This is a genomic window from Marinomonas primoryensis (genome assembly GCF_013372285.1).
GTDB lineage: Bacteria > Pseudomonadota > Gammaproteobacteria > Pseudomonadales > Marinomonadaceae > Marinomonas > Marinomonas primoryensis.
This window is the reverse complement of record NZ_CP054301.1, coordinates 1200802-1223424: the sequence shown is the minus strand read 5'-3', so window position 1 is coordinate 1223424 and position 22623 is coordinate 1200802. Positions and strand designations below refer to the sequence as shown.

At 43.7% G+C, this 22623-nt stretch carries 21 protein-coding genes; 6 read left to right on the top strand and 15 right to left on the bottom strand.

Annotated features, from left to right (window positions below):
* Positions 1 to 27: 27 nt before the first annotated feature.
* From pcaF to paaF, 5 genes are read right to left on the bottom strand one after another with little or no spacing between them, the layout of a single operon-like run.
* On the bottom strand, positions 28 to 1242 hold the full coding sequence (gene pcaF, locus MP3633_RS05620; protein ID WP_176334804.1) for a 3-oxoadipyl-CoA thiolase: 1215 nt from the start codon (positions 1240 to 1242) through the stop codon (positions 28 to 30).
* Positions 1235 to 1699, bottom strand: a complete 465-nt coding sequence (gene paaI / locus MP3633_RS05615) for a hydroxyphenylacetyl-CoA thioesterase PaaI (RefSeq protein ID WP_176334803.1) — start codon at positions 1697 to 1699, stop codon at positions 1235 to 1237. Before paaI ends, pcaF begins: the two co-directional genes overlap by 8 nt.
* Positions 1689 to 3227 carry a 3-hydroxyacyl-CoA dehydrogenase PaaH gene (gene paaH / locus MP3633_RS05610; protein WP_176334802.1) on the bottom strand — a complete coding sequence of 513 codons (1539 nt, stop codon included), beginning with the start codon at positions 3225 to 3227 and terminating at the stop codon, positions 1689 to 1691. Before paaH ends, paaI begins: the two co-directional genes overlap by 11 nt.
* 2 nt (positions 3228 to 3229) lie before the next feature.
* Positions 3230 to 4021, bottom strand: a complete 792-nt coding sequence (gene paaG, locus MP3633_RS05605; protein WP_176334801.1) for a 2-(1,2-epoxy-1,2-dihydrophenyl)acetyl-CoA isomerase PaaG — start codon at positions 4019 to 4021, stop codon at positions 3230 to 3232.
* Positions 4022 to 4064: 43 nt separating this feature from the next.
* Positions 4065 to 4850, bottom strand: a complete 786-nt coding sequence (paaF, locus tag MP3633_RS05600; RefSeq protein ID WP_176334800.1) for a 2,3-dehydroadipyl-CoA hydratase PaaF — start codon at positions 4848 to 4850, stop codon at positions 4065 to 4067.
* 355 nt (positions 4851 to 5205) lie between these two features.
* On the opposite strand from paaF, the gene MP3633_RS05595 reads away from it, so the two are divergent.
* Both MP3633_RS05595 and paaX read left to right on the top strand, forming a co-directional pair.
* Entirely contained in the window at positions 5206 to 5793 is a 588-nt protein-coding gene (locus MP3633_RS05595; protein ID WP_176334799.1) for a phenylacetic acid degradation protein PaaY, read from the top strand.
* Between the two features lie 119 nt (positions 5794 to 5912).
* Positions 5913 to 6836, top strand: a complete 924-nt coding sequence (gene paaX / locus MP3633_RS05590; protein ID WP_176334798.1) for a phenylacetic acid degradation operon negative regulatory protein PaaX — start codon at positions 5913 to 5915, stop codon at positions 6834 to 6836.
* A gap of 9 nt (positions 6837 to 6845) precedes the next feature.
* Here paaX and MP3633_RS05585 read toward each other — a convergent pair whose 3' ends face one another.
* The 8 genes from MP3633_RS05585 to MP3633_RS05550 form a co-directional block, all read right to left on the bottom strand.
* Positions 6846 to 7691, bottom strand: coding sequence for an inositol monophosphatase family protein (locus MP3633_RS05585; RefSeq protein ID WP_176334797.1), 846 nt, complete (start codon positions 7689 to 7691; stop codon positions 6846 to 6848).
* A gap of 32 nt (positions 7692 to 7723) precedes the next feature.
* Positions 7724 to 8185: a D-erythrulose-4-phosphate isomerase gene (derI, locus tag MP3633_RS05580; protein ID WP_176334796.1), complete on the bottom strand. Its 462-nt coding sequence runs from the start codon at positions 8183 to 8185 to the stop codon at positions 7724 to 7726.
* Positions 8186 to 8204: 19 nt separating this feature from the next.
* Positions 8205 to 8984, bottom strand: a complete 780-nt coding sequence (locus MP3633_RS05575) for a triose-phosphate isomerase (RefSeq protein WP_176334795.1) — start codon at positions 8982 to 8984, stop codon at positions 8205 to 8207.
* On the bottom strand, positions 8981 to 9757 hold the full coding sequence (locus MP3633_RS05570; protein WP_176334794.1) for a DeoR/GlpR family DNA-binding transcription regulator: 777 nt from the start codon (positions 9755 to 9757) through the stop codon (positions 8981 to 8983). Before MP3633_RS05570 ends, MP3633_RS05575 begins: the two co-directional genes overlap by 4 nt.
* A 474-nt stretch (positions 9758 to 10231) precedes the next feature.
* Positions 10232 to 11188, bottom strand: coding sequence for a sugar-binding transcriptional regulator (locus tag MP3633_RS05565; RefSeq protein ID WP_176334793.1), 957 nt, complete (start codon positions 11186 to 11188; stop codon positions 10232 to 10234).
* A 177-nt stretch (positions 11189 to 11365) separates the two neighbouring features.
* Complete coding sequence (locus tag MP3633_RS05560) at positions 11366 to 12298, bottom strand: sugar phosphate isomerase/epimerase family protein (RefSeq protein ID WP_176334792.1); 933 nt, start codon at positions 12296 to 12298, stop codon at positions 11366 to 11368.
* A gap of 12 nt (positions 12299 to 12310) precedes the next feature.
* On the bottom strand, positions 12311 to 13840 hold the full coding sequence (locus tag MP3633_RS05555) for a glycerol-3-phosphate dehydrogenase (RefSeq protein ID WP_176334791.1): 1530 nt from the start codon (positions 13838 to 13840) through the stop codon (positions 12311 to 12313).
* A gap of 33 nt (positions 13841 to 13873) precedes the next feature.
* Positions 13874 to 15466, bottom strand: coding sequence for an FGGY-family carbohydrate kinase (locus tag MP3633_RS05550; protein ID WP_176334790.1), 1593 nt, complete (start codon positions 15464 to 15466; stop codon positions 13874 to 13876).
* Between the two features lie 565 nt (positions 15467 to 16031).
* On the opposite strand from MP3633_RS05550, the gene MP3633_RS05545 reads away from it, so the two are divergent.
* The 4 genes from MP3633_RS05545 (at position 16032) to MP3633_RS05530 (ending at position 20375) form a co-directional block, all read left to right on the top strand.
* On the top strand, positions 16032 to 16697 hold the full coding sequence (locus tag MP3633_RS05545) for a DUF2291 family protein (protein ID WP_176334789.1): 666 nt from the start codon (positions 16032 to 16034) through the stop codon (positions 16695 to 16697).
* Positions 16694 to 18241 carry a sugar ABC transporter ATP-binding protein gene (locus MP3633_RS05540; RefSeq protein ID WP_244959868.1) on the top strand — a complete coding sequence of 516 codons (1548 nt, stop codon included), beginning with the start codon at positions 16694 to 16696 and terminating at the stop codon, positions 18239 to 18241. Before MP3633_RS05545 ends, MP3633_RS05540 begins: the two co-directional genes overlap by 4 nt.
* 30 nt (positions 18242 to 18271) lie before the next feature.
* The gene (locus tag MP3633_RS05535) at positions 18272 to 19324 is read left to right on the top strand and encodes an ABC transporter permease (RefSeq protein WP_176334788.1); all 1053 of its coding nucleotides are present in this window, start codon (positions 18272 to 18274) and stop codon (positions 19322 to 19324) included.
* 100 nt (positions 19325 to 19424) lie between these two features.
* Positions 19425 to 20375, top strand: a complete 951-nt coding sequence (locus tag MP3633_RS05530; protein ID WP_176334787.1) for a D-ribose ABC transporter substrate-binding protein — start codon at positions 19425 to 19427, stop codon at positions 20373 to 20375.
* A gap of 191 nt (positions 20376 to 20566) precedes the next feature.
* Here MP3633_RS05530 and MP3633_RS05525 read toward each other — a convergent pair whose 3' ends face one another.
* Together MP3633_RS05525 and MP3633_RS05520 are read right to left on the bottom strand one after the other, a co-directional pair.
* Complete coding sequence (locus tag MP3633_RS05525) at positions 20567 to 21325, bottom strand: DeoR/GlpR family DNA-binding transcription regulator (protein ID WP_176334786.1); 759 nt, start codon at positions 21323 to 21325, stop codon at positions 20567 to 20569.
* A 29-nt stretch (positions 21326 to 21354) separates the two neighbouring features.
* Complete coding sequence (locus MP3633_RS05520; protein WP_176334785.1) at positions 21355 to 22623, bottom strand: TRAP transporter large permease; 1269 nt, start codon at positions 22621 to 22623, stop codon at positions 21355 to 21357.

The following is a 22623-nucleotide window of genomic DNA, read 5'->3' as shown; positions in this document are numbered from 1 at the left end:
GCGAGCACAGTAGTCGTGTTAAAAGCTCTAATTGAGTCGCTCAATCACCATTGCTATCCCCTGCCCAACACCAATACACATAGTGCATAAGGCATACCGTTTATTTTTACTTTCTAGCTCATTTAATGCTGTCGTAATAAGCCGTGCACCACTCATTCCCAATGGATGACCTAACGCGATAGCGCCACCATTAGGATTAACGCGGACATCGTCATCCGCTAAACCAAGCTCGCGCAATACCGCCAAACCTTGTGACGCAAAGGCTTCATTTAATTCAATCACGTCCATGTCGTCTAGTGTTAAGCCCACTTGAGCAAGTACCTTTTTAGACGCTGGAGCAGGACCAATGCCCATAATACGAGGCTCAACACCTGCCGCCGCCATACCCAATACTCTGCCACGCGCTTTTAAACCATAAGTCGCAGCCGCTTCTTCGCTAGCCAACAACAAGGCACAAGCACCATCATTCACGCCAGACGCATTGCCTGCCGTCACCGAGCCTTTACCATCAAGACGAAATGACGTTGCTAGGTTCGACAAGGCTTCCAAACTGGTGTCGGCACGAGGGTGCTCATCTTGACACACGACCAGTGGCTCTCCTTTACGCTGCGGAATAACAACTGGGACAATCTCTTTCGATAGACGCCCATTCTCTTGAGCAACAGCGGTTTTTTGCTGGCTACGCAAGGCGAATAAGTCTTGGTCTTCACGGGAAATATGAAAATCTTCCGCTACGTTTTCAGCAGTTTCAGGCATAGAATGCACACCGTACTGATCAGCCATCAGCTTATTAACAAAACGCCAGCCGATCGTCGTGTCGTACATGTCCGCCTGACGAGAAAAAGCCTGATCCGCTTTACCCAGTACGAATGGCGCTCGCGACATAGACTCAACACCACCCGCAATCATCAACCCCGCTTCACCAGCACGAATGGTTCTGGCCGCCAAGCCAACCGCATCCATACCAGAACCACACAAGCGGTTTATCGTCGAACCCGGCACACTGTGAGGAAGCCCTGCTAACAAAGAAGACATTCGAGCCACATTACGATTGTCTTCACCTGCTTGGTTCGCACAGCCATACAAGACATCATCTACTTTTGACCAATCAACCGTCGGGTTTCGATCCATTAGAGATTTAATTGGAATAGCACCCAAATCGTCTGCCCTGACTTTAGAAAGCGCACCACCATAACGCCCAATCGGCGTACGGATAGCATCAATAATAAGAGCATCAGTCATTTACGTTCTCCTGTGAAAGTATCTCGCCTTTAATGCGGTAAGACTTACCGTGAAATATGGCAATCAATTGATCTTGTTGGTTATGAATTTCGACATCGTAGTTTCCCGTGCGTCCACCACGACTTTTCTCACGGCAACTTGCGGTCAGCACATCACCTTGATAAGCAGGTGCGACGTAATCAATGGAACAACCAAGCGCAACGGTTGGTTGATTATAAGTATTACAGGCACACGCAAAAGCCGAATCCGCCAAAGTAAACATATAGCCGCCGTGGCAAGTTTTATGTCCTTGTAACATAAAGTCTTGCACTGTCATGCGAACTTGAGACTGACCCGGCGCAGAAAATAGCAACTCAATGCCTAAATGCTGAGTGGCAACATCTCGTTCATACAAAGCTTGTGCGCAACGCTCAGCAAGCTGCACTTTCACCTGTTCTTCAGTAAGGTTATTGGGCATGGAAGTTTCCTTCTAACATAGCGACACGACGAATTAACAAAGAAGGACGATAACGATCCTCACCATAAGACTGCTGTAAATGACGCAACACCGTTTCTATCTCAGCAACGCCAATAGAATCCGCCCACGCCAATGGGCCTTTTGGGTAATTCAAGCCAAAGCACATTGCCGTATCCACACCTTCGACACTCGTAACGCCTTGTAAAACAGCATCGGCCGCTTCATTCGCCAACATAGCGACCGTACGCATCACAACCAATGCTGGCGAGTCGACCACTTCACTTACCTTAATACCCATCAAACCAAAACACTGAACAACATCATTAAACGCATCTTCGGAGGTCGATGCAGAACGACTCAATGCAAGATGAGCTGCACTCTGATAATCCAGCGCTAAATCCACCAACACAAGTTCATTTAACTGCTCGTCTTTGGCTCGTTCACATGCCATACGTCCGTCGGTTAACGCTAGCAAAGCTCTACCGATTTTCAGACAACCTTTCGCCACACTAGAAACACGTGTTATCGAAACACCCGTCTGAGACAATCGTTCAACCAATCCTGCAAGGTGGCCAACATCTTCGGGCACTTCACACCTAATGCTACTCACATGAACCGAAGATGAGACAGAGACGACTTGAGCCTCAGGCTTTTCAGCCCCATCTTGATAGGAGTAAAAACCTTGACCTGATTTTCGACCTAAATAGCCGGCATCGACCAAGTCTTTTTGAATGAGAGAGGGCTGAAAACGGAAGTCGCCATAATAAGCATCGAACACGGAACAGGTGACGGCATAATTCACATCATGACCAATCATGTCCGTCAGTTCGAAAGCCCCCATTCGAAAACCACCCGCGCCCCGTAACAAGGCATCTAATGTCGCACAGTCGGCCACTTGTTCTTGTCGTAAACGAAAGCTTTCCGCGTAAAAAGGACGCGCTACTCGATTGACAATAAACCCCGGTGTAGAGGCCGCATAAACTGGCTTTTTTCCCCAATTTAATGCCGTTTCATAAAGGCAGGTTGCCACATTAGAATCCGTTGCTAAGCCAGACACCACTTCAACCAATTTCATAATGGGTGCCGGATTAAAGAAGTGCATTCCCACCATACGCTCTGGGCGTTTCATTCCGGCTGCTAAACGGGTAATAGAAATAGAAGAGGTATTACTCGCTAAAATACAGCCTTCAGCGCAAACAGATTCTAAGGTGTCAAAAATGGCTTTCTTGACGTCGATGCTTTCAACGATAGCCTCTACCACCAACCCAGTATCTGAAAAATCATTCAGTGTGTCAGCAGCATGCAATCGCGCCAATATTTTCTGCACTTGCTCTGAAGTGAATTTTTTACGCTCTACTAAGACTGCCAGCTGCTTGGCAACACCTTCAATAGCAGATTTCGCCACGCCCTCTCGGTTGTCATAAAGCTTAACTTGATGGCCTGCTTGCGCTGCTACCTGAGCAATTCCCGCCCCCATCGCGCCAGCACCAATCACACCAATAGGCGTACTTTGTTTCAAGGCAGGCATGATTATTCTCCCTTAAATTCTGGCGTACGTTTCTCCATAAAGGCTTTTACGCCTTCACGGTAATCCTGCGTTTGACCTGCCATACGCTGTAAATCACGCTCAACATCGAGTTGAGTATTAAAATCGTGATCAAAACTTTGATTGAGCGCACGCTTAACAAAAGACAAACCTTTGGTCGGCTGCGTTGCCAGACGACGCGCCAACGACATGGCCTCTTCGCGCAAATCTTCATCGTCTACGACTTTATAAATCATTCCCCATTCCAGCGCTTTTTCCGCCATAAGGGGCCCTCCCAGCAGCGCCAACTCTTTGGCTCTTGCCATACCGATCAAGCGTGGTAGAAACCAAGTTCCACCGGAATCAGGTATTAAACCAATCTTACAAAAAGCCTGAATAAATTTGGCAGAACGCGCCGCAATGACCAGGTCGCATGCCAAAGGAATATTAGCTCCAGCACCTGCCGCCACACCGTTAACCGCACATATCACTGGCATGGGAAAAGCCTGCAACTGCTTAATCAGTGGATTGTAAAAACGTTCAATGGAAATACCCAGATCAGGTGATGCCGCACTAGGATCAACATTTCGATCAGACAAATCTTGTCCGGCACAAAACCCCCGCCCCTCTGCTGTTAAAACCAATACCCTAACCTGCTTGTCTTTTAGAGCAGACTTTAGTGCTTGCTGCACTTCAAGGTGCATCGCCTCATTAAAGCTATTAAGCGCCTTGGGGCGATTTAAGCTCAATAATGCGACACCAGAATCAACCGAATATAGAATGTGTTCGAAGCTCATTTACTATTGCCTCTCTAAGAATTGAAAAATAACACCAAAAAAATTAGCGACCAGAAAAGTTTGGTTGACGTTTTTCTTTAAACGCCAGAATCCCTTCTTTCCTATCTTCGGTACCTGCCAACACAGTAAAAGCATGGCGCTCAAAACGCAGGCCAGTTGCTAAGTCAGTATCCATACCTTTTAGAATGGATTCTTTTGCTAAGCGCACGGCAAGACTGCCTTTACTCGCAATGACTTTCGCCAAAGTCAAGGCTCTAGTAACCGTAAGTTCGGGTTGGGTTATTTCACTAATGAGACCAGCATCTTTTGCCTGCTGGGCATTGATAGGTTGACCGGTGAGTACCATTTGCATGGTGAGAGATTTACCAACAGCACGTAACAGACGTTGGGTTCCGCCTGCTCCAGGCATGATACCTAGATTAATTTCGGGTTGGCCAAACTGCGCATCACGACCGGCAATAAGAATATCCGCATGCATAGCCAACTCGCAGCCGCCACCCAAACAGTAACCATTAATGGCTGCAATGACAGGTTTAGAAAAACGGGTTATACGCTGCCAATATTGCTGACGCGGATCATTCAACATACCAACGAGATCACGTTCTGCCATCTCATTAATATCAGCTCCAGCGGCAAACGCTTTTGAGCCGCCAGTAAGGACTAGCACTCGAATATCGTCCGACGCCTCAGCCACATCCATGACATCGGATAATTCTGCCAATAACCCTGTCGTCAGTGCATTCAATGCTTCTGGACGGTTCAACTGTACCAACTGAACCCCGCTCTCCGCCTGATGCACAACCAATGATTGGTAATTTTTATGTTTCATTTGATTCAAACACTCAATCTTATTGTTATTAATTCGCTCAGTAAACACACTCTAGCAAGCTCAATCGCGTTTCACTTTACATAAAGATGAATCATAATTAGATACAAAACAATATTAAACTTTACTTTTTACGTATCCCTTTTGATAGGCCAATAAACAAACCCAACTCGAAAATTATAAATATACTTGAAAATCAAACACTTAAAATAAAAAATAATGACTAAAAATTCATTAAAGCAAAAATAAATCTTAATAATTTTCGATTTTCATGTAAAAAAAGAAAGAATATAAAACATATCGACACAAAATAATCTAAAATAAAAGAAATAAAGAACCAAATAAAAAAGGAAAAAACATGCCTTACTATAAAATAGATGGTGTCACTCCTGTCGTACACCCTAGTGCGTACGTACACCCAACCGCGACACTTATTGGCGACGTGATCATTGGTGAAGGCTGTTATGTTGGTCCAGGAGCCTGTTTAAGAGGGGATTTTGGGCGCATTACTATGGAGGGAGAATCGAATATCCAAGACAACTGTGTTGTTCATGGGTTTGCTGATAGCCACACCATTATTCGCAAACATGGCCATATTGGTCATGGTGCTGTTTTACATGGCTGCATTATTGGTGAAGATGCTTTAATCGGTATGAACAGTGTTATTATGGATTACTCTGAAATAGGCGCAGGCTCGATTGTCGCCGCCGCTTCATTCATAAAGAACCGATTCACCTGCCCGCCTCAATCTCTGGTTATGGGTGCACCAGGAAAAATTATTCGATCGGTAACAGATGATGAACTAAAATGGAAACAAACGGGCACACAAGAATACATAGAACTCTCAAAAAGATGCCTCAAATCCATGGTTGAATGCATTCCATTAAATGCCATAGAACCAGATAGACCAATCCTTCAAAGTCGGTCACATCAGCCAAAAAGCTAAATACACTCAAGCACAAAAAACCAGTTAGTCTAGCGTTTTAAGACTATTCTTCTTTACTAAGCCGAACAGGTTTAAGAGAATAACCGCTCGGCTAACTCACACTGGATCACCAGTTAATAATGAATAAACTTAATACTTTAGACACATTAATCACTCGCTTCCAACAGCAAAAACCCATTCGAGCATCTTCTCTTGTCATCACCTTATATGGCGATACGATTGAGCCACATGGTGGAACCGTTTGGTTAGGCAGCTTAATCAAGCTGCTTGAGCCGATGGGAATTAACGAGCGATTAATGAGAACGACCATCTTTCGTTTAACACAAGATGGCTGGCTAACCAGTGACAAAGTTGGAAGAAAAAGCTATTACAGCTTAACGGGGTCAGGCAGACGAAAGTTTGAACAAGCGTTTCGACGAGTATACAGCGCTAATCAAACCGTATGGGATGGCTCTTGGTGCTTAATCATGACGCAACAGCTGTCTGCGGATGCAAGAAAGCAACTACTAGAGAACCTGAACTGGCAAGGCTTTGGCGTGTTAACGGGGCAACTTATCGGCAGCCCAAGCGCCAATTTAAGTGATGTGAATACCGTTTTGGCGTCATCAAACTTACAAAGCAAAGTCATTATATTCAAAACGCATCAACAAGAAGAACTGGCAGGAAAACAAATTCGAATGCTTGTGCGAGAGTGCTGGGAACTTGATAAGCTTGGTGCTCACTATCAAGAATTCATCGACTTGTTTCGCCCTGTATGGCAAGAGCTTGATGAAAAAGACAACATCGATGCTGAATCCAGCTTTCTGACTCGTACCTTATTGATTCATGAATATAGAAAACTACTATTGAGAGACCCACAGCTTCCAGAAGAACTTTTACCTGGAGACTGGGAAGGACGAGCCGCTCGACAACTGTGTCGAAACATTTACCGCAAAATCACCCCAGCTGCAGAGCAATGGCTAGGGAAAAATTTAGAATCTGCCGATGGCCCACTTCCCGAGGCATCACAATCTTTTTACCAACGATTTGGTGGACTGAATTAATTCCGACTATTAAACAGGGAGGTTTAAATCAATAAATTGGAAATCTTTAATGATGCGATCCTGAATCACCTCTGTTCGTCCCGCAATAATCACGCCTTTGCGAACAGTCGGTTTATAAGGGCTTCCATCCAGCATACAGACATAACCACCCGATTCCTGATAAGCAAGAATCCCTGCGGCATGATCCCACACCTTTGGCTTAGGGCTAATAAAGAAATCAACGCCGTTCTGCACCATCGTTCGATATTCATGACAGCAACAACGTAGACTAGAAGAACGCGCATAACTAACTTGCTGTATAGCAACGCGTTTACGTATAGCAGAATCAGCAAACAAAAAGGGCGAGAAAAACCCCACCAGTTTGTCATCTACAGGCTGATCACTAAGCAACAAGCGCTGTGGTGATTGATCAGGCCGAACATACCAAGTACCTTCACCTAAACCTGTTTCAATCCAATCATCATTTAAAGGATCGTACAACAAGCCATAAACTGTTTCACCTTGGAAAATAGCCGCAATTAATACACCAAATGTGGATAACCCATGAGCAAAATTCCATGTACCATCGATAGGGTCAATAATAACCACCAGTTCGTTCGTATCTATTTGATCCAGTAAAGATTCATCTTCCGATACGGCTTCTTCACCAATAATAATCGCCTGAGGCAATAAGGCTTGAAAGCGCTGTGCTAATGCTTTCTCAGAGGCAACATCGGCTTCAGTGACAAGATCATCGAAGCTTGTTTTGGTTGATACATCACCGTCTGAAAGTCTTCTAAACCTAGGTAAAATCTCGGTTTTAGCAACGTTTCGAACAATGTCCACCATTTCTGACTTCTGCTTATGAGTTAACACAGCACCTCCAGCTTATAATCTAAATCTATGAATTACGGACGAGCGTGGTATTTCTCATCAATAGAATTGATCGCTTTAACATTATCCGCAGAGCGACCGTTTTCATCGAACACTTGCGCCAAAAATGCATCGGCAATGGACTTCGCTAACTCTTGCCCAATCACTCGCGCTCCCATCGTAATAATTTGCGCATTGTTAGAAAGTGCAGCGCGCTCAGCCGAATAAGTGTCATGTGTTAGTGCAGCCCGAATACCTGGCACCTTACTTGCTGCGATGCAGACACCAATACCAGTGCCACAACATAAAATGGCACGATCGTATTTTCCATCTAACACAGCATTGGCAACACGATCAGATAAGTTGGCATAAAAAGGCTCAGCTTCTCCAGAATCAGTACGAGAAATTTCCTCCACATCGTAACGATCTTTTAAATGATCCGCTAAAATTTTCGCTAGACCTTCGCCAGCACTGTCTCCAGCAATTGCAATTTTCATGATGTTATCCTCGGTTCTATTATTGCGTTCGAACGACTGCAGCACATTTGTTTAAAATATCGATATATCCATCAACGTTCCAAGCGGATCGACCAATAAATAAACCATCAATGTGTTCGCAGGCTATGAGTTCTTCACAGTTATTAGGGTTCACCGAGCCGCCGTATAAACAAGGAACCTTGCGTCCCAATATCTTTTCAGCAACATCCAGAATGTCAGCTTGCCTTGCGTCGGCATACTCAGAAGAAGCCGGTACCCCTCGCTCACCTATCGCCCAAACTGGTTCATAAGCAAACAAAATAGAGGCACCTTTTTGGTCATCGCTCAAAAATTCCAGCGCACCACGCACCTCTTTTGCCAGAACAGACGCCGCCTGACCACTTTCTTTATCAGCCAGTGTTTCACCAATACAGATAAGAGGAATTAAACCATGACGAATTGCAGACTCGACCTTACGACCAACAGTCTCATTCGTTTCACCAAAGTACTCACGTCGTTCAGAGTGACCCAGTTCAACGATATCGAGCTGGCAGTCATTTAGCATGAGTGGAGATACCTCTCCTGTCCAAGCCCCCTGTTCTGCCCAATGCATGTTTTGAGCCCCCACCTTCACGGACGTATCCCGAAGCATTTCTTTTACTTCACGTACACACGTAAATGCAGGAATAACAAATCGGTGAATATTAGTATCTGCATTCACATCGTCGACCTGTAACGCGGCCGCAAACGCTTGAGCTTCTGCCAATGTTTTATTCATTTTCCAACTTGTACCAACCCAAAACTGTTTTTTACTCGTCATGTATTTTCCAGTGGTCTCGCAATAGTTAACTGAATGCCAGCGTCCACCAACTGCTGTTGAACGTTTGGCTCTGGAACTTGGTCGGTGATGACCCAGTCAAAATCATCGAGACTTGCCAACACATGAAGTGCAACACGATCAAACCGTGTGTGATTGACTAACAAACAGCTCTTAACCGCGGTATTTAGCATAGCCTTCTTCACTCGAATCACATCGGCATCCATATGAAACACTTGGTTTCCCGATACCGCAGGGCTCGACAAGAAAGCAATATCCGCCCGCAAACTGGTTAAGTTTTGTTCCGTCAATACACCGAAGTAACCATTAAACTTAGAAGAGTACATTCCACCAAGTGCAATAAGGTCGATCCCTTTTTCGAACTTCAATACCTCTAAAATAGACGCATTATTGGTAATGACCGTCAGCGGCTTTTTACGGGAAAGCATCTTACCCAACACCGCAGCCATAGAACCATCGTTAACCATTACAGTCATCCCCGGCTCAACCAGCTCCAGCGCTTCTAACGCCATACGCTCTTTACCTTCACTACCTTGACGCTCACGTAATCTGAAATCACTTTCAAATTGCATTCCCGCTTCAATAGTGGCACCGCCTCGTACTTTTCGTAGTAAACCAGCGGCTTCAAGTTCATCAAGATCTCGGTGAATCGTCATCTTAGAAACAGCAAAACGCATTGCTAACTCTTCAAGATCAACCACACCACTCTCGACAAGGAGATCGACAATTTGCTGTCTACGTTCATCACGCTTCATAAACACTCACTTCGATAGCAAATCTCTTGAGTATGTTATAAACCCAAAAATAACATTTTAAAAGTTATATTTAACATAATTAACTTTATTTTGTTATTTTAGATGTTATAAACACAATAATAACGAGACAAACTAAACTTAAATCACAAAAAAATGCGAAAAATAACCTTTCTCACACACATAAAGAGCAGAATAACATGTATAAAATGGATTTTTGACTGGGAAATTAAGAAAGGCATTAGAAAAAAGTGCGATTAAAGTCGACCTGAATGTTAAAAATCACAAACAAATCACACTAGAAATATACATCATAGGAGTTTTTTATGTTTAGACACTGCATTTTGACCCTTAACCCAATACCCTTCATTAGATAAAAGGCGTTATTGAGTCATTTTTTTGGCTGGCGTTATCATTAACACGAAGCCAGATAAGGAGCTTAATTCGCCTGCTCAGCTTGAGTAAAAATAGAGACCATCAGTCGTTTGCTAAAATAGCACGAGCGGTCAATTCATCGGTAATCAATCCAGTAAGCAAGTCCCCTTTCAGCGCCGCTCGGATGGCTTCAACCTTCTCTTCTCCGCCGGAAACCGCGATCACATCACCTTTATGCCCTTCCAAGGACACAGACAACATTCTAGCACTGAGAGACGTTTCTATTATGCGGCCATTTTCATCATAAAAATGCCCCATTACCTCACCTACTGCCCCCGATCGAGCAATCTCAATAATCTCTTCAGGCTTGATCGGACCAGAGGCAACCAACTGAGCAGTTTGAGCAACGGTACCAATACCAATAAATTTAATGTCGGCATTATTAGCCATAGAAAAGACTTCTTTAACTCCTTTTTGATTAAGAAGAACGGTCCTGTCTTCAACAGAGTTTGCCAACAACGGCACCGGCATGGTGTATGCAGGTGCGCCTGTTTTCGCCGCTATCCAATGCAGAACGTCATCTCGGTTAATCGAATAATCCCGGGTCAATCCACCTAATAAAGAAACAAAACGAATATCTGAAGTCTCTAACTTAGGCAGCTGATGAACAACCGCAGCCAAAGCACGTCCAAGTGCTAAGCCAATTGTTATATTGGATTGCGTCGCTAACACATTACGTAGATAGGAAGCACCTGCCTGACCCAACGCTCTAAGAGGTATCCCTTCTTCCCCTAAATCTGGAGCAACGGTACATTGGCTTAAACCAAATTTTGCTATGAGTTGATTTTCAAGTTTAACGCATTCAGTAACATTGCCATCTATTGTTACCTTTACAGCGCCTTCGGCAACCGCTTTTGAAATTAAACGATGAACCTTAACGGATGTTAACCCAAGCCTTTTAGCAACAGCTGCCTGAGTTAAACCGCCAACGTAATGCAGCCATGCTGCTCGAATGGCTAATGAGCCATCAGATTCGGTACTAGATTTTCTTCCATCCACACTCTATCGCTCCATTATGTTTAATTATGACGAACAGGCATAACGCAAACATTAGCGGATTCTGCACGTTAGTCTCTAGTTTGTCTTCTTAAGTAAAAATAAACGAAACCTTACACCACAGATAATAAAATTTCGACTTGAATAATAGAGAGGTTTTACTTTCAAATTAAGAAGTTATTAAATATTTAAGTCCTGCACTCCACTATCAATATGAGGAGCCCAAAAAGCAACACTTTCAGCAATTTGTTCGACCACTTGATAATCCGTTGGATCACGCTCTTTAAAACTGAGCTCAAGGCAAATCTGGTTGTCCTTAGCTCCACCTTTATATAAGACATCTAATAAAAGCGCTGGCTGAATACGACCGTTTTGATTGTATTCCGCAATGAAAGGCCGATGCCCGCCCTTATCCATAAGACTTTGTTTAATATGAATGATAGGAGAAACAGTTGGAACCGCTTCAGCCCAAGCATACGGATCATAATCTGCAGGATTACTCGATGTAACATCTCCATGATCAATGTCTGCCATCATCCACATCGGAATGGCCATATTGGCATCAGTTAACCGTTGCTGAAGCGCCATGGCAGAAGTAATGGTGTCACCAAATTCACGCCCGACACTCATTGGCTCCCAATACACATAATCTAGACCCGCCTGCTTTGCGTGCTCAGCCACTTCTGCCCAGCAATCAATGGCTATTCTTGTCAATTCTTCACGACGCACTTCATTATCAAAATCTTTGTGGGTCATGATGGCAAACTGTGTTCCCATTGCGTGTCCGCCTAAATCGGCGGTTATATCCGCAAAGGTCTTAAACCATTCAACATAATAACGACGAACATCAGCGTCTGGATGCCCAAAATGATTCAAGCGCCCATAAGGCCCTGTCATACCTGACGTAATACGAACACCTGTTCGATCCAATGCCACCTGCATCTCTCTTGTTAACCGACGAATAACAGAAGCAGGCCAGCTGGGGTTAATAAATTCATGCGTGAGTTGGACATCACGAATTTTAATATCGTGCGCAATGGCATCAATGAGCTCTGCTGGTTCAGCAAATCGATTCACCAAAGGGTTTGTATTAAGTCCTAATGTTAACGGCATACTCAACCTCTCTTATGCTATCTCTGTATGGGCTTGTGACGTAATGAACCGCTCTTGGAACCAGTCAGAAAAAAACACTTTTTGCTCATCATTTAGATGAAGTCCTTCTTTCGTCCGCCGAGTCAACACATCTTCCGGAGTCATCGCCCACTCGCTCGCCACCAAATACCGCACTTCAGCTTCATACAAATTTGAACCAAAATAGACGCCAAGATCATCAATATCTGTCGCATTACCAACAATTTTTTTAATCAAAGAACCATAATGTCGACCATAATGAATGAGCAATGCCCTAGGCATCCAACTGTAGACGGCTTTAGAATCTTGTATGAAACCTTGAAAGTCGGCATTACGAATATCACCACCTGGTAGAATTGCACCACGCGTCCAATCACCACCAATGTTTGGGAAAAACTGTTCAATTTTATGAATCGCGTGCTCAGACAATTTTCGAAATGTTGTCAGTTTGCCGCCAAATACATTCAACAACGGCGCGCCATCGGTTTCATCCAAGTCAAACACGTAATCTCGTGTTACTGCAGAGGGATTACCTTTACCATCATCAAATAAAGGTCGAACACCTGAGAAGCTTGTAATGACATCACTGCGTCTTAGAGATTCTTTAAAGTAGCGATTAACGGCGGCAAGCAAATAGTCAATTTCAGACTCTTCTGGTGCCACATCTTCTACGCGACCGTCATAAGGAATATCCGTCGTGCCGATCAATGCTTTATCGTCTTCATACGGATTAATAAAGATCACACGCTTATCGTGGTTTTGTACAAGATAAGCTTGTCGGCCTTCCCAAAATTTAGGCACGATAATATGCGACCCTTTAACCAGTTGTATATTACGAGAACTCTGCGAGTGGACGACATCATCAACAATATTACGCACCCAAGGCCCCGCAGCATTCACCAACACCTTAGCCTTGAAACTGTGTATTTTTTTAGTCCATTCATTTTCAGTTGTGATGAGCCAATGCCCGTCCTGGCGACTCGCTGATAAACAACGGGTTCTGGTCAGTATTTGCGCACCTTTTTGAGCAGCATCCAATGCATTTAAAACAACCAAACGCGAATCATCAACCCAACAATCCGAGTATTCAAAACCTTTAGTGTATTGATCTTTTATTGGTGTTCCTTCTGGATCACGCAATAAATCCAGTGTTCTTGTACCAGGAAGGCGTTTACGTCCTCCGAGGTGATCATATAAAAATAACCCTAAACGAACTAACCATGCAGGGCGGTCTTCTTTACTGTGAGGCAATACAAATCGCATAGGCCAGATAATATGACAGGCAGAATTCAACAACACTTCTCGTTCGATCAACGCTTCACGTACTAAACGGAACTCATAATACTCAAGGTAACGTAAACCACCATGAACTAACTTTCCCGAGCGAGAAGATGTGCCTTGTGCAAGGTCGTCTTTTTCACAAAGCGCTACGGTTAAGCCTCGACCAGCAGCGTCACGAGCAATACCCGCGCCATTGATTCCGCCACCAATTACAAAAAGATCTAATATCTGTTCGTTATTCATAAAGAACCTCTTATTTCGTCGCCAAAGATCGCGCTATGACTTATCAGAAGGATCTACCTGAAAGTGCTTTGCCGGCTGCTCCCTTAACTGCTCCATGGCAAGCCATGTATCAGGAAGCGTCAAACGCTGCTGGTAGAATGCATTAAAAAGCACGTCATAACGGTCACAGAGTGCTCTGTCTGTTTTTTCCACTTGGCCAAGTAATGGTGTGACCCATTCGGCAATACAGTCATCCATCGTTTGGTATTGGCCAATCGCCACAGCTGCCATCATTGCTGCGCCCGCTGCGCCTGCTTCTTCTCGCCCTGACACACGTACATCGGCACCAACAGAAGCTGATAAAATTTTACGTAATGTGGTCGACCTGACCGCACCACCGCTTAGACGAAGTTCTTGTGTTGTGCCACCCATGGCCTCATAACAATCCCGCATCGCCATACCAAGACCTTCAACAACCGCACGAACCAAATCAGGAAATCGATGGTGATACGTTAAGCCTGTAAAGCCTGCTCTAGCCCTACCGTTGACAAAAGGTCCTCGCTCTCCCGCATCGGAAATATAAGGGTGATAAAGTAATTGGCCTTCATCTACCTGCTGCAGCCAGTCTTCGACCTTATTAACCAACATATGAGGTGAAGACTCGCAACCAAAGTCTTTTAACAAATCGGAAGCCACGTTTAGTAGCCAATCAAGGTTTAATGCAGACGCCATATTGGTTTGCACTTGAGTCACCCGTCCAGGAATAGGTAAGGCGATCACGTAACCAGTACTCTGCTCATTAAGATACACATCATCAGACGAAACAGAGCGCATGTGTACACCTGTAGAGCCAATAACAGAGCAGGCTACATTGTCTTGTCCAGTATGAACGCCAGCTCCTAATGCGGTCATTACCATATCAACGTATGCTAGAGAAACAGGGATTCCGGGCTTTAACCCGGTAAGATCTGCGGCTTCTTTAGAAAGAGGATGAGTTGTTTCACAGCCATCAATGATTTCAGGCAAGAGATTACGATAGTCACTGAGTCCTAAACTGTCGATTACTTGATCATCATATTGTCGAGTACGAAAATTGCCAAAAGTGAAGCTGGCTTCCGATGGATCCGTTGCTCTCACTGTCGTCAAATTGAAGTACAACCAATCCTTACAATGAAAAGCAGTCTTTGCCTTTTCAAGTAAATGCGGATAATGGGACGCCATATGAGCCAGTTGGACTCCCTGCTGACAAGTATTTAGCCCGGTACCAGTTTTTTCAAAGCGTTGACGTTCGCTGGCTTGAGCGTTAAGAATATCGACGGTTGGAGAGGAACGTCCATCCAACCATAACCACGCATCACAAACGGGTAATCCTGCATCATCGATTAACCATGTTCCATCACCTTGCCCCGTTACAGCCAAAGCAATCACACGCCGATGAAAGTCTTCAACTTTTTCACCTAGGGCTTTAAGCGCTGCAACACAATCCTCCCATGTCTGGCTGAGAGATTGAGTAGCAGAGCTGTCTAACCCAGCGCTATAAGTGTTACGAACCGAGGCAACGGCTATTTGCTTTCCATCGAGAGAAAAGGCAACTGCCTTCACGACTGATGTGCCGGCATCAATACCTACGATGAGGTCATTAGTCACTTGTCAGACCTCCAAACGCGTGAACATGCGTCCCAAAGGAAAATAAAGCGGGACAACTTTATTATTAGAATCATGATTGAACCCCGTTTTTTTCTAGCTAATAAATTCAAAGCTAAAATGAAATTTATTTCTTTATTTGTATATTATTTCCATATAGTTTCATCATGTCAACCTTCAATTCGATTATTTTTTAACTCTTATAGTCATTGTAATAATTTAAAAAAACTCTGTTTGATAATTTTAATAAAAAAACAAAATTTTAAAATTACTGTTAGTAATCAATTATCTAATTAAAATAAATGGTTTTTTTAAATAAGAATCGAAAGCTACCTTTATACTTTTAAAAACATTGAACGTGAATATAAAATCGAAACGTTATGATTTTTTTTGTATATTATGCAATAAATTTCATTGACAGCTATTTATTTTTATCCCATTGTAACCGTCAAAGATCACACAATATTCTAAAAAGAACGCAGGTCTTAGCTCGATCAAACGGCACGCAACATTATCTATTGAACTGTTTGTGCGTTTTAGAAGACAAGGCAGCCGGAGTAAAATAAAAATGATAAAAGCTACTGCGCAATCACAATTATCCAATCAGATTATTGCGAAAAAACGAAAAACCATTCTTGTAAGTGCCATTGCAGCCACTGTGATTGTGGGCACTATGGTTCTGGACACAACAGTCATTGTTAATGGTTCTGCTGACGATCTAAGACAGCAAGTTTTCTCTCCTGATAATTATGCAAGCGCTCACTACAATGGCATCAAATCCTACATCTTAGAGAATGCGGTCGATGCAACTACCCTCCTAAAAGAGATTCAAGTGAATAAAAAAGCCGCCGGTGAAAAATACGGTAAAGGTGGCGGAATTGGTCCCGTTATTCCTGTTTCATTTAAGGGAATAATCACTACCGGAAAGTCCGGCATTTTTAGCATTGATATTCCAAACTTCCCAGACAAGCAAACTGTTCGAATCCAAACGGGTCCAGCCATCAACGGCACCGATCTACGCGATGCAACAGGAACCATAAGTTTTGGTGAGTTTACAAACCAAATCGAATACCAAGATGTAGGTGCTGCACTAAACCGCGCAATGAAGGCAGACATCTTAGAAGATCTTGACCGAAGCACATTAACAGGTAAAAGCGTTGAAATTTCAGGAGTATTTCGTCTAATCAATACTAAAAACTGGTTGGTAACACCAGTAAGGATGAACCTAAAATGAGCTTAGCTTCCGAGCATTCAATGGGTAAAACCAAAAATAGTATCGTCTTAGCCGCTCGTCATATCGCAAAAACTTTCGGCAACACTCACGCACTCAAAAGTGTAAATTTTGATGTTTACCACGGACAAGTTACAACATTATTTGGGGAGAATGGTGCAGGAAAATCAACCTTGATGAAGGTATTGTCAGGCGTTATCGCACCCACTTCTGGTGACATTCTTTTAGACGGCTCCCCTGTTCATTTTAACAACGCTAATGAAGCCAGAGCGAATGGCATCTCAATTATTCATCAAGAGTTAAGTCTTGCGCCTAACATGAACGTGCGCGACAACATCTTTATGGGCCGAGAAATTATTACCAACGGCAGTGTGAACTTCGCAGAAGAAGAGCGCCAAACACGAGAGTTGATGGCCGGTCTCGAAGAAAATATTGACCCATTAACTCTGGTTGAAGAGTTACGTCTTGGACAGCAACAGATCATTGAGATTGCACGTGCTATTTCACAAAAATCCAGGATTCTGATCATGGATGAACCCACTTCCGCACTCAGCGCTGCAGAAGTGGAGGTGCTGTTTAAAGTCATTCACGACTTAACCAGCAAAGGCGTGTCCATTGTGTATATCTCACACCACTTGGAAGAAGCCTTGTTGATCACAGATCATGCCGTCGTTCTCCGCGATGGCTCAATGACGGCCTATGCTCCTCGCAAAGACATAGACCTTGAATGGATTGTACGCAATATGGTCGGTGAAAATTTCGACTTAGGTTCACCACCAGAAGGCTATCAATTTAGTGATGTGGCTTTGAAAATCGATGATTTAGTCATTGCAGATCCTAATGGAGCCGATTTCAATGTTGTTGACAAGCTGTCTCTAGAAGTGAAAGCCGGTGAAATAATCTGTGTTTATGGGTTAATGGGCGCAGGACGTTCCGAATTTATGGAATGTGTTGCTGGTCGGTTCAATGCTCAAGCTGGAACGGTTCTACTGGGCGATGAAAACATTAGCAAACTGTCCATTGCTGAACGTATTAGCATCGGCTTAGCTTTGGTACCAGAAGATCGTCAAAAGGACGGTCTAGTTCAAACCATGTCCGTCGGCCAGAATTTGTCTTTGGCCAGCATCTCTGATTTTACGAAAAAGCTGTTCACCTCGAAACGTTCCGAAAACACCCTAGTTAATCACTCTATTAAAGCCGTGACAGTAAAAGCGTCTGGTGCGGATGCCGCTATCGGATCCTTATCTGGTGGCAACCAACAAAAAGTGGTCATAGGGAAAATGCTGGCAACTAATCCGAGAGTTCTTCTACTGGACGAACCGAGTCGCGGTATTGATATTGGGGCAAAAGCAGAAGTCTTTAAATTGCTTTCAGAGCGAGCAAAAGAAGGCCTTGCCGTTATTTATTCTACGTCAGAAGTGGCGGAATGCTTAAGCATTGCTCATCGCATTATAGTCATGCACAAAGGGCAAATATCTGCTGAATTTGACTCGACAGTAAGCAAAGAACAAATCATGGCTGCATCCGGCGAGTCCGTTGCCCATTAATAAATTATAAGAATAATTTGGAGTATAACCATGTCCACTAACGTTCAAAACAAACCTGCAGCTAATGCGCTTGCTCAGCCAAAGAAATTAGACATTGGCCGCTTACTACTAGAAGGTAGGGCCTTTTTCGCATTGATTGCGATTATTATCTTTTTCTCTTTCATGTCCCCTTATTATTTTACGATCAATAACTTTCTGATCATGTCTTCTCATGTGGCTATTTTTGGTTTACTGGCTCTGGGCATGCTGCTGGTCATTTTGAATGGTGGAATCGATTTGTCGGTGGGCTCTACTCTTGGGTTATGTGGTGTCTTCGCTGGGTATTTAATGCAAGGAGTAAACATAGAACTGTTGGGCATTACATTTTATCCGTCCTTATGGGTCGTGGTAGTTTTGACCTGCGCGCTCGGAGCCGCTGTCGGCAGCGTTAATGGCGTACTAATCGCTCACTTCAAAGTCCCTGCGTTCGTTGCAACTCTTGGCACCATGTACGTGGCACGAGGTATTGCCCTCCTAATCACCAACGGTCTGACATTTAACAAACTAGACGGGAAAGAAGAGCTGGGTAATACAGGCTTTGAATGGCTAGGTTTTAACCGTTTGGCGGGCATTCCGATCAGTGTCATTGTGCTAATTATTGTGGCGTTAATATGCGGTCTCGTACTGAGCCGTACCGCCTTCGGACGCTGGCTATACGCGTCTGGTGGCAATGAAAGCGCGGCAAATTTGTCCGGGGTTCCTGTTATCCGCGTCAAAGTGATTGTGTATATGATTTCTGGTATTTGCGCAGCTCTTGCCGGTCTTGTTCTTGCGTCTCAGTTAACGTCCGCAGGCCCAACAGCCGGAACAACCTACGAGCTAACAGCAATCGCTGCGGTCGTGATTGGTGGAGCGGCGTTAACTGGTGGGCGCGGAACAGTACGGGGTACCATTCTTGGAGCATTGGTTATTGGTTATTTGTCTGACGGTCTTGTCATTATTGGTGTCTCTGCCTACTGGCAAACCGTGTTCACAGGCACTGTTATCGTCTTGGCAGTATTACTTAACAGCTTGCAATACAGCTCAAAAGGAAATGGTCGCTAAAAACGTAGTGCCTGCCCGCTTTGAAAAACAATAGCAGGCAGGCGCATACAACTCGCCGAGCTTCGGCAAACTCTTAAAATAATAAATTGGAGTACTTCATATGTTCAACATGACTAAGCGTTTATTAATCGCATCTACTGCTAGCTTAACCCTTATGGCTAGCAGTGCATGGGCGGATGGTTTGATGTCTATCATTGTTAATAATCCCTCAAACCCTTATTGGTTTACTGAGGGCCAAGTCGCTAAAAAAACAGCCGAAGACATGGGCTATGAAGCAAATGTTTCTGCTCATAAAGGTGACACAAACACAGAGAGCAAGCTGATTGATACGGCCATTACCAATAAAGCAAAAGCCATTATATTAGACCCAGCGAACGCCGACGGTTCCATTGGTGCAGTGCGTAAAGCGGTAGCAGCAGGTATTCCAGTCATTATCATTAACGCTGAAATAAACCAAAGCGGTCTTGCGAAAGCACAACTGGTATCCAATAACGCTCAAGGTGCAGCATTAGGCGCCATGCAGTGGATCGAAAGCGTTGGAGACTCAGGAGATTACGTTGAACTATTCGGTGCGCCAAGTGATAACAACGCTCAAACTCGCTCAAACGGTTTCAAAACAGTACTGTCTCAATACCCAGATTTGATAAAAGTCGCCAGCGAAGTCGCTAACTGGGACCGTACTCAAGGCTATACAAAAATGCAGTCGATCCTACAAGCAAACCCAAATATTAAAGGAGTTATCAGCGGTAACGATGATATGGCATTGGGTGCAATCGCAGCACTGAAAGAAGCGGGAAAGCTTAGCCAAGTTAAAGTCGGTGGATTTGATGGCTCCCCTGATGCAGCCAATGCAATTTTAAATGGAGAAATGGAGTACACAGTGCTTCAACCAGTTGCAACGTTTGCTGCTGAAGCCATTCGTCAAGCGGATAACTTCATCAAAAATGGCAATACTGGTGTTGACTCAGAAAAACAACTGTTTGATTGCTACTTGATCACATCTGAAAATATCAAGCACTACACATCTGCTTTCACACTATCTGAGTATTAATAAAAACTCAACCCTAAGGAAAAGGGCTACATGCGTAGCCCTTTTTCTCTTTGTCTGTCCCATCTAAAATACGTTGTCATAAAGAGAACTTCTTTATGACAACGTCAAATACTAAGCGTACGCAACGTGATTACAGAGTAAATTGAAAAATATTAATTAGCAGCTTCATATTTATGAAAACGCGTAAAGCATCACAAAATATTCAATTTGCCATTAAAGTTCATCAGTTTTTCTCGCGCCTCTTGACTGAGTCCAGTGTCTGTATAAATTTCTGAAAACTGATCTAACTCAGCCACTTTAAACAAAGAAAAACTATTATATTTACTGCTGTCCGCGACAAGAATACTTTCTTCCGCACATTCAATCATATCAACTTTCAGTGCTGTTTTAGCTTCTTTAGAGGTGGTGACTCCATGCTCAAAGCTCCAAAAGTTACTACTAATGAAGGCAATGTCCGTATGAATAGAGTGAAGTAGTCTTCTCGCATGTTCTCCGACACAAGATTGACTGGCGTTATCAATTTCCCCGCCAAACATAGTTACTTCTATCTGTTTAAATTCACTTAAAAAAAGCGCAATTCGTAAGTCAGGAGTGATGACCCTAAGAGGAAGATGCGTAATATTTTTCGCAATCTCCATCGTCGTTGTACCAGCATCTAAAATAATAGAGCTTCCTGCTTCTACCCGCTCTGCAGCGGCTTTAGAAATCCTTTCTTTTTCAACCTTAAATAATTCGTTCTTTTCTTGAACAGAAAGTTGTGTAGCAACAAAACTATTTAAGGTCACGCCACCGTGAGTTCGTCTAACAACACCTTGGTTTTCTAGGTCGATTAAATCTCTACGAACCGTAGCAGGAGAGACATTCAAAGTTTGAACAAGCTCTTCAACCGTTGCCAAATTAGTATCTTTTAGATAATCCACTATGTCTTTATAGCGATGCTGTTTTTTCATCAATTTTGGTCACCTAGTTAAGTAAACAATCACGAATTCACCCAAAATAGTGTAATCGAAGGGAATATTGTAATAAGAACCAGACAACAGAGCAAAGTCCCTAAGGGCACTAACGTCGCTAATATGACTTTTTCAACCTGAATTTCCGCCACCTGACTCGCAGCAAACAAGGTTACTCCAAGTGGTGGCGTAAACATACCAATTGCCAAATTTACAACCATGACAACGCCAAAATGAACAGGGTCGATACCATAGAGGATCGCAATTGGAGCCAGTATTGGAGCCAGTAACAATATTGAAGCAGATGTTTCAACAAACATACCGATCACTAAAAGAAGCAAATTAACGGCTAAGAAAAACTGCAATTTAGTTGAAAAATTATCCGTAGCAAAAGTGGAAAGCAGCTGAGGTAAATCTGACCTACTGACAAGAAAACTTAATAACGACGCCGCGGCAATAATCAGCATGACAGAAGACGTTGCAACCACCGAGCCTTTTAATATCCTTGGAATGTCTTTCAACGTAATTTCTTTATAGACGAAAACACCGAGTATTAAGCCATAAATAACGGCGATAGCGGACGCTTCGGTAGGCGTAAAAACGCCACCATAAATGCCACCAAGAATCATAGTAGGCATCAACAAAGCCAATAAGGCATCTTTTGACGAGGCAAGTAAACCCTGTTGATCATTTGCGTCATTTTTACCATGACCGGTCACAATACACCAAACCAGCACCATGATAATCAGAGCAACCCCCATAAGCAGCCCAGGACCTATCGCGGCAAGAAAGAGCTTGCCTATCGAGGTATTAGTACTAACACCGTACATAATTAAAGGCACAGACGGTGGAATAATAATCCCTAAATTCGCAGACGACGCCTGAATGGCAGTCGCCATAGGCTTAGGATAACCATGCGCTATCATCGCTGGGAGCAAAATCGCGCCCACAGCATACGCCGTTGCGACACTCGACCCAGACACCGCCGCAAAAATCATACTGGTAATAACACAAGAAATCGCTAAACCGCCTTGGAGATTCCCCACCAGAGATTTGGCAAACGTTACTAAGCGTTTTGAAACGCCTCCTTGCCCCATTATATTCCCAGCCAAAATAAACAAAGGCACAGCCATTAATGGAAAGCTATCAAGGCCAATAAACATTCGCTGAGGAATGATGATCAATGGGAGGTTGCTGAAAAAATAAAGTCCTATCGCTGATGCAATAACAATGGCGACAGCAATAGGCACAGATAACGAAATGAATGCAATAAGTAACGAAACAATGGCGGTTGGCAT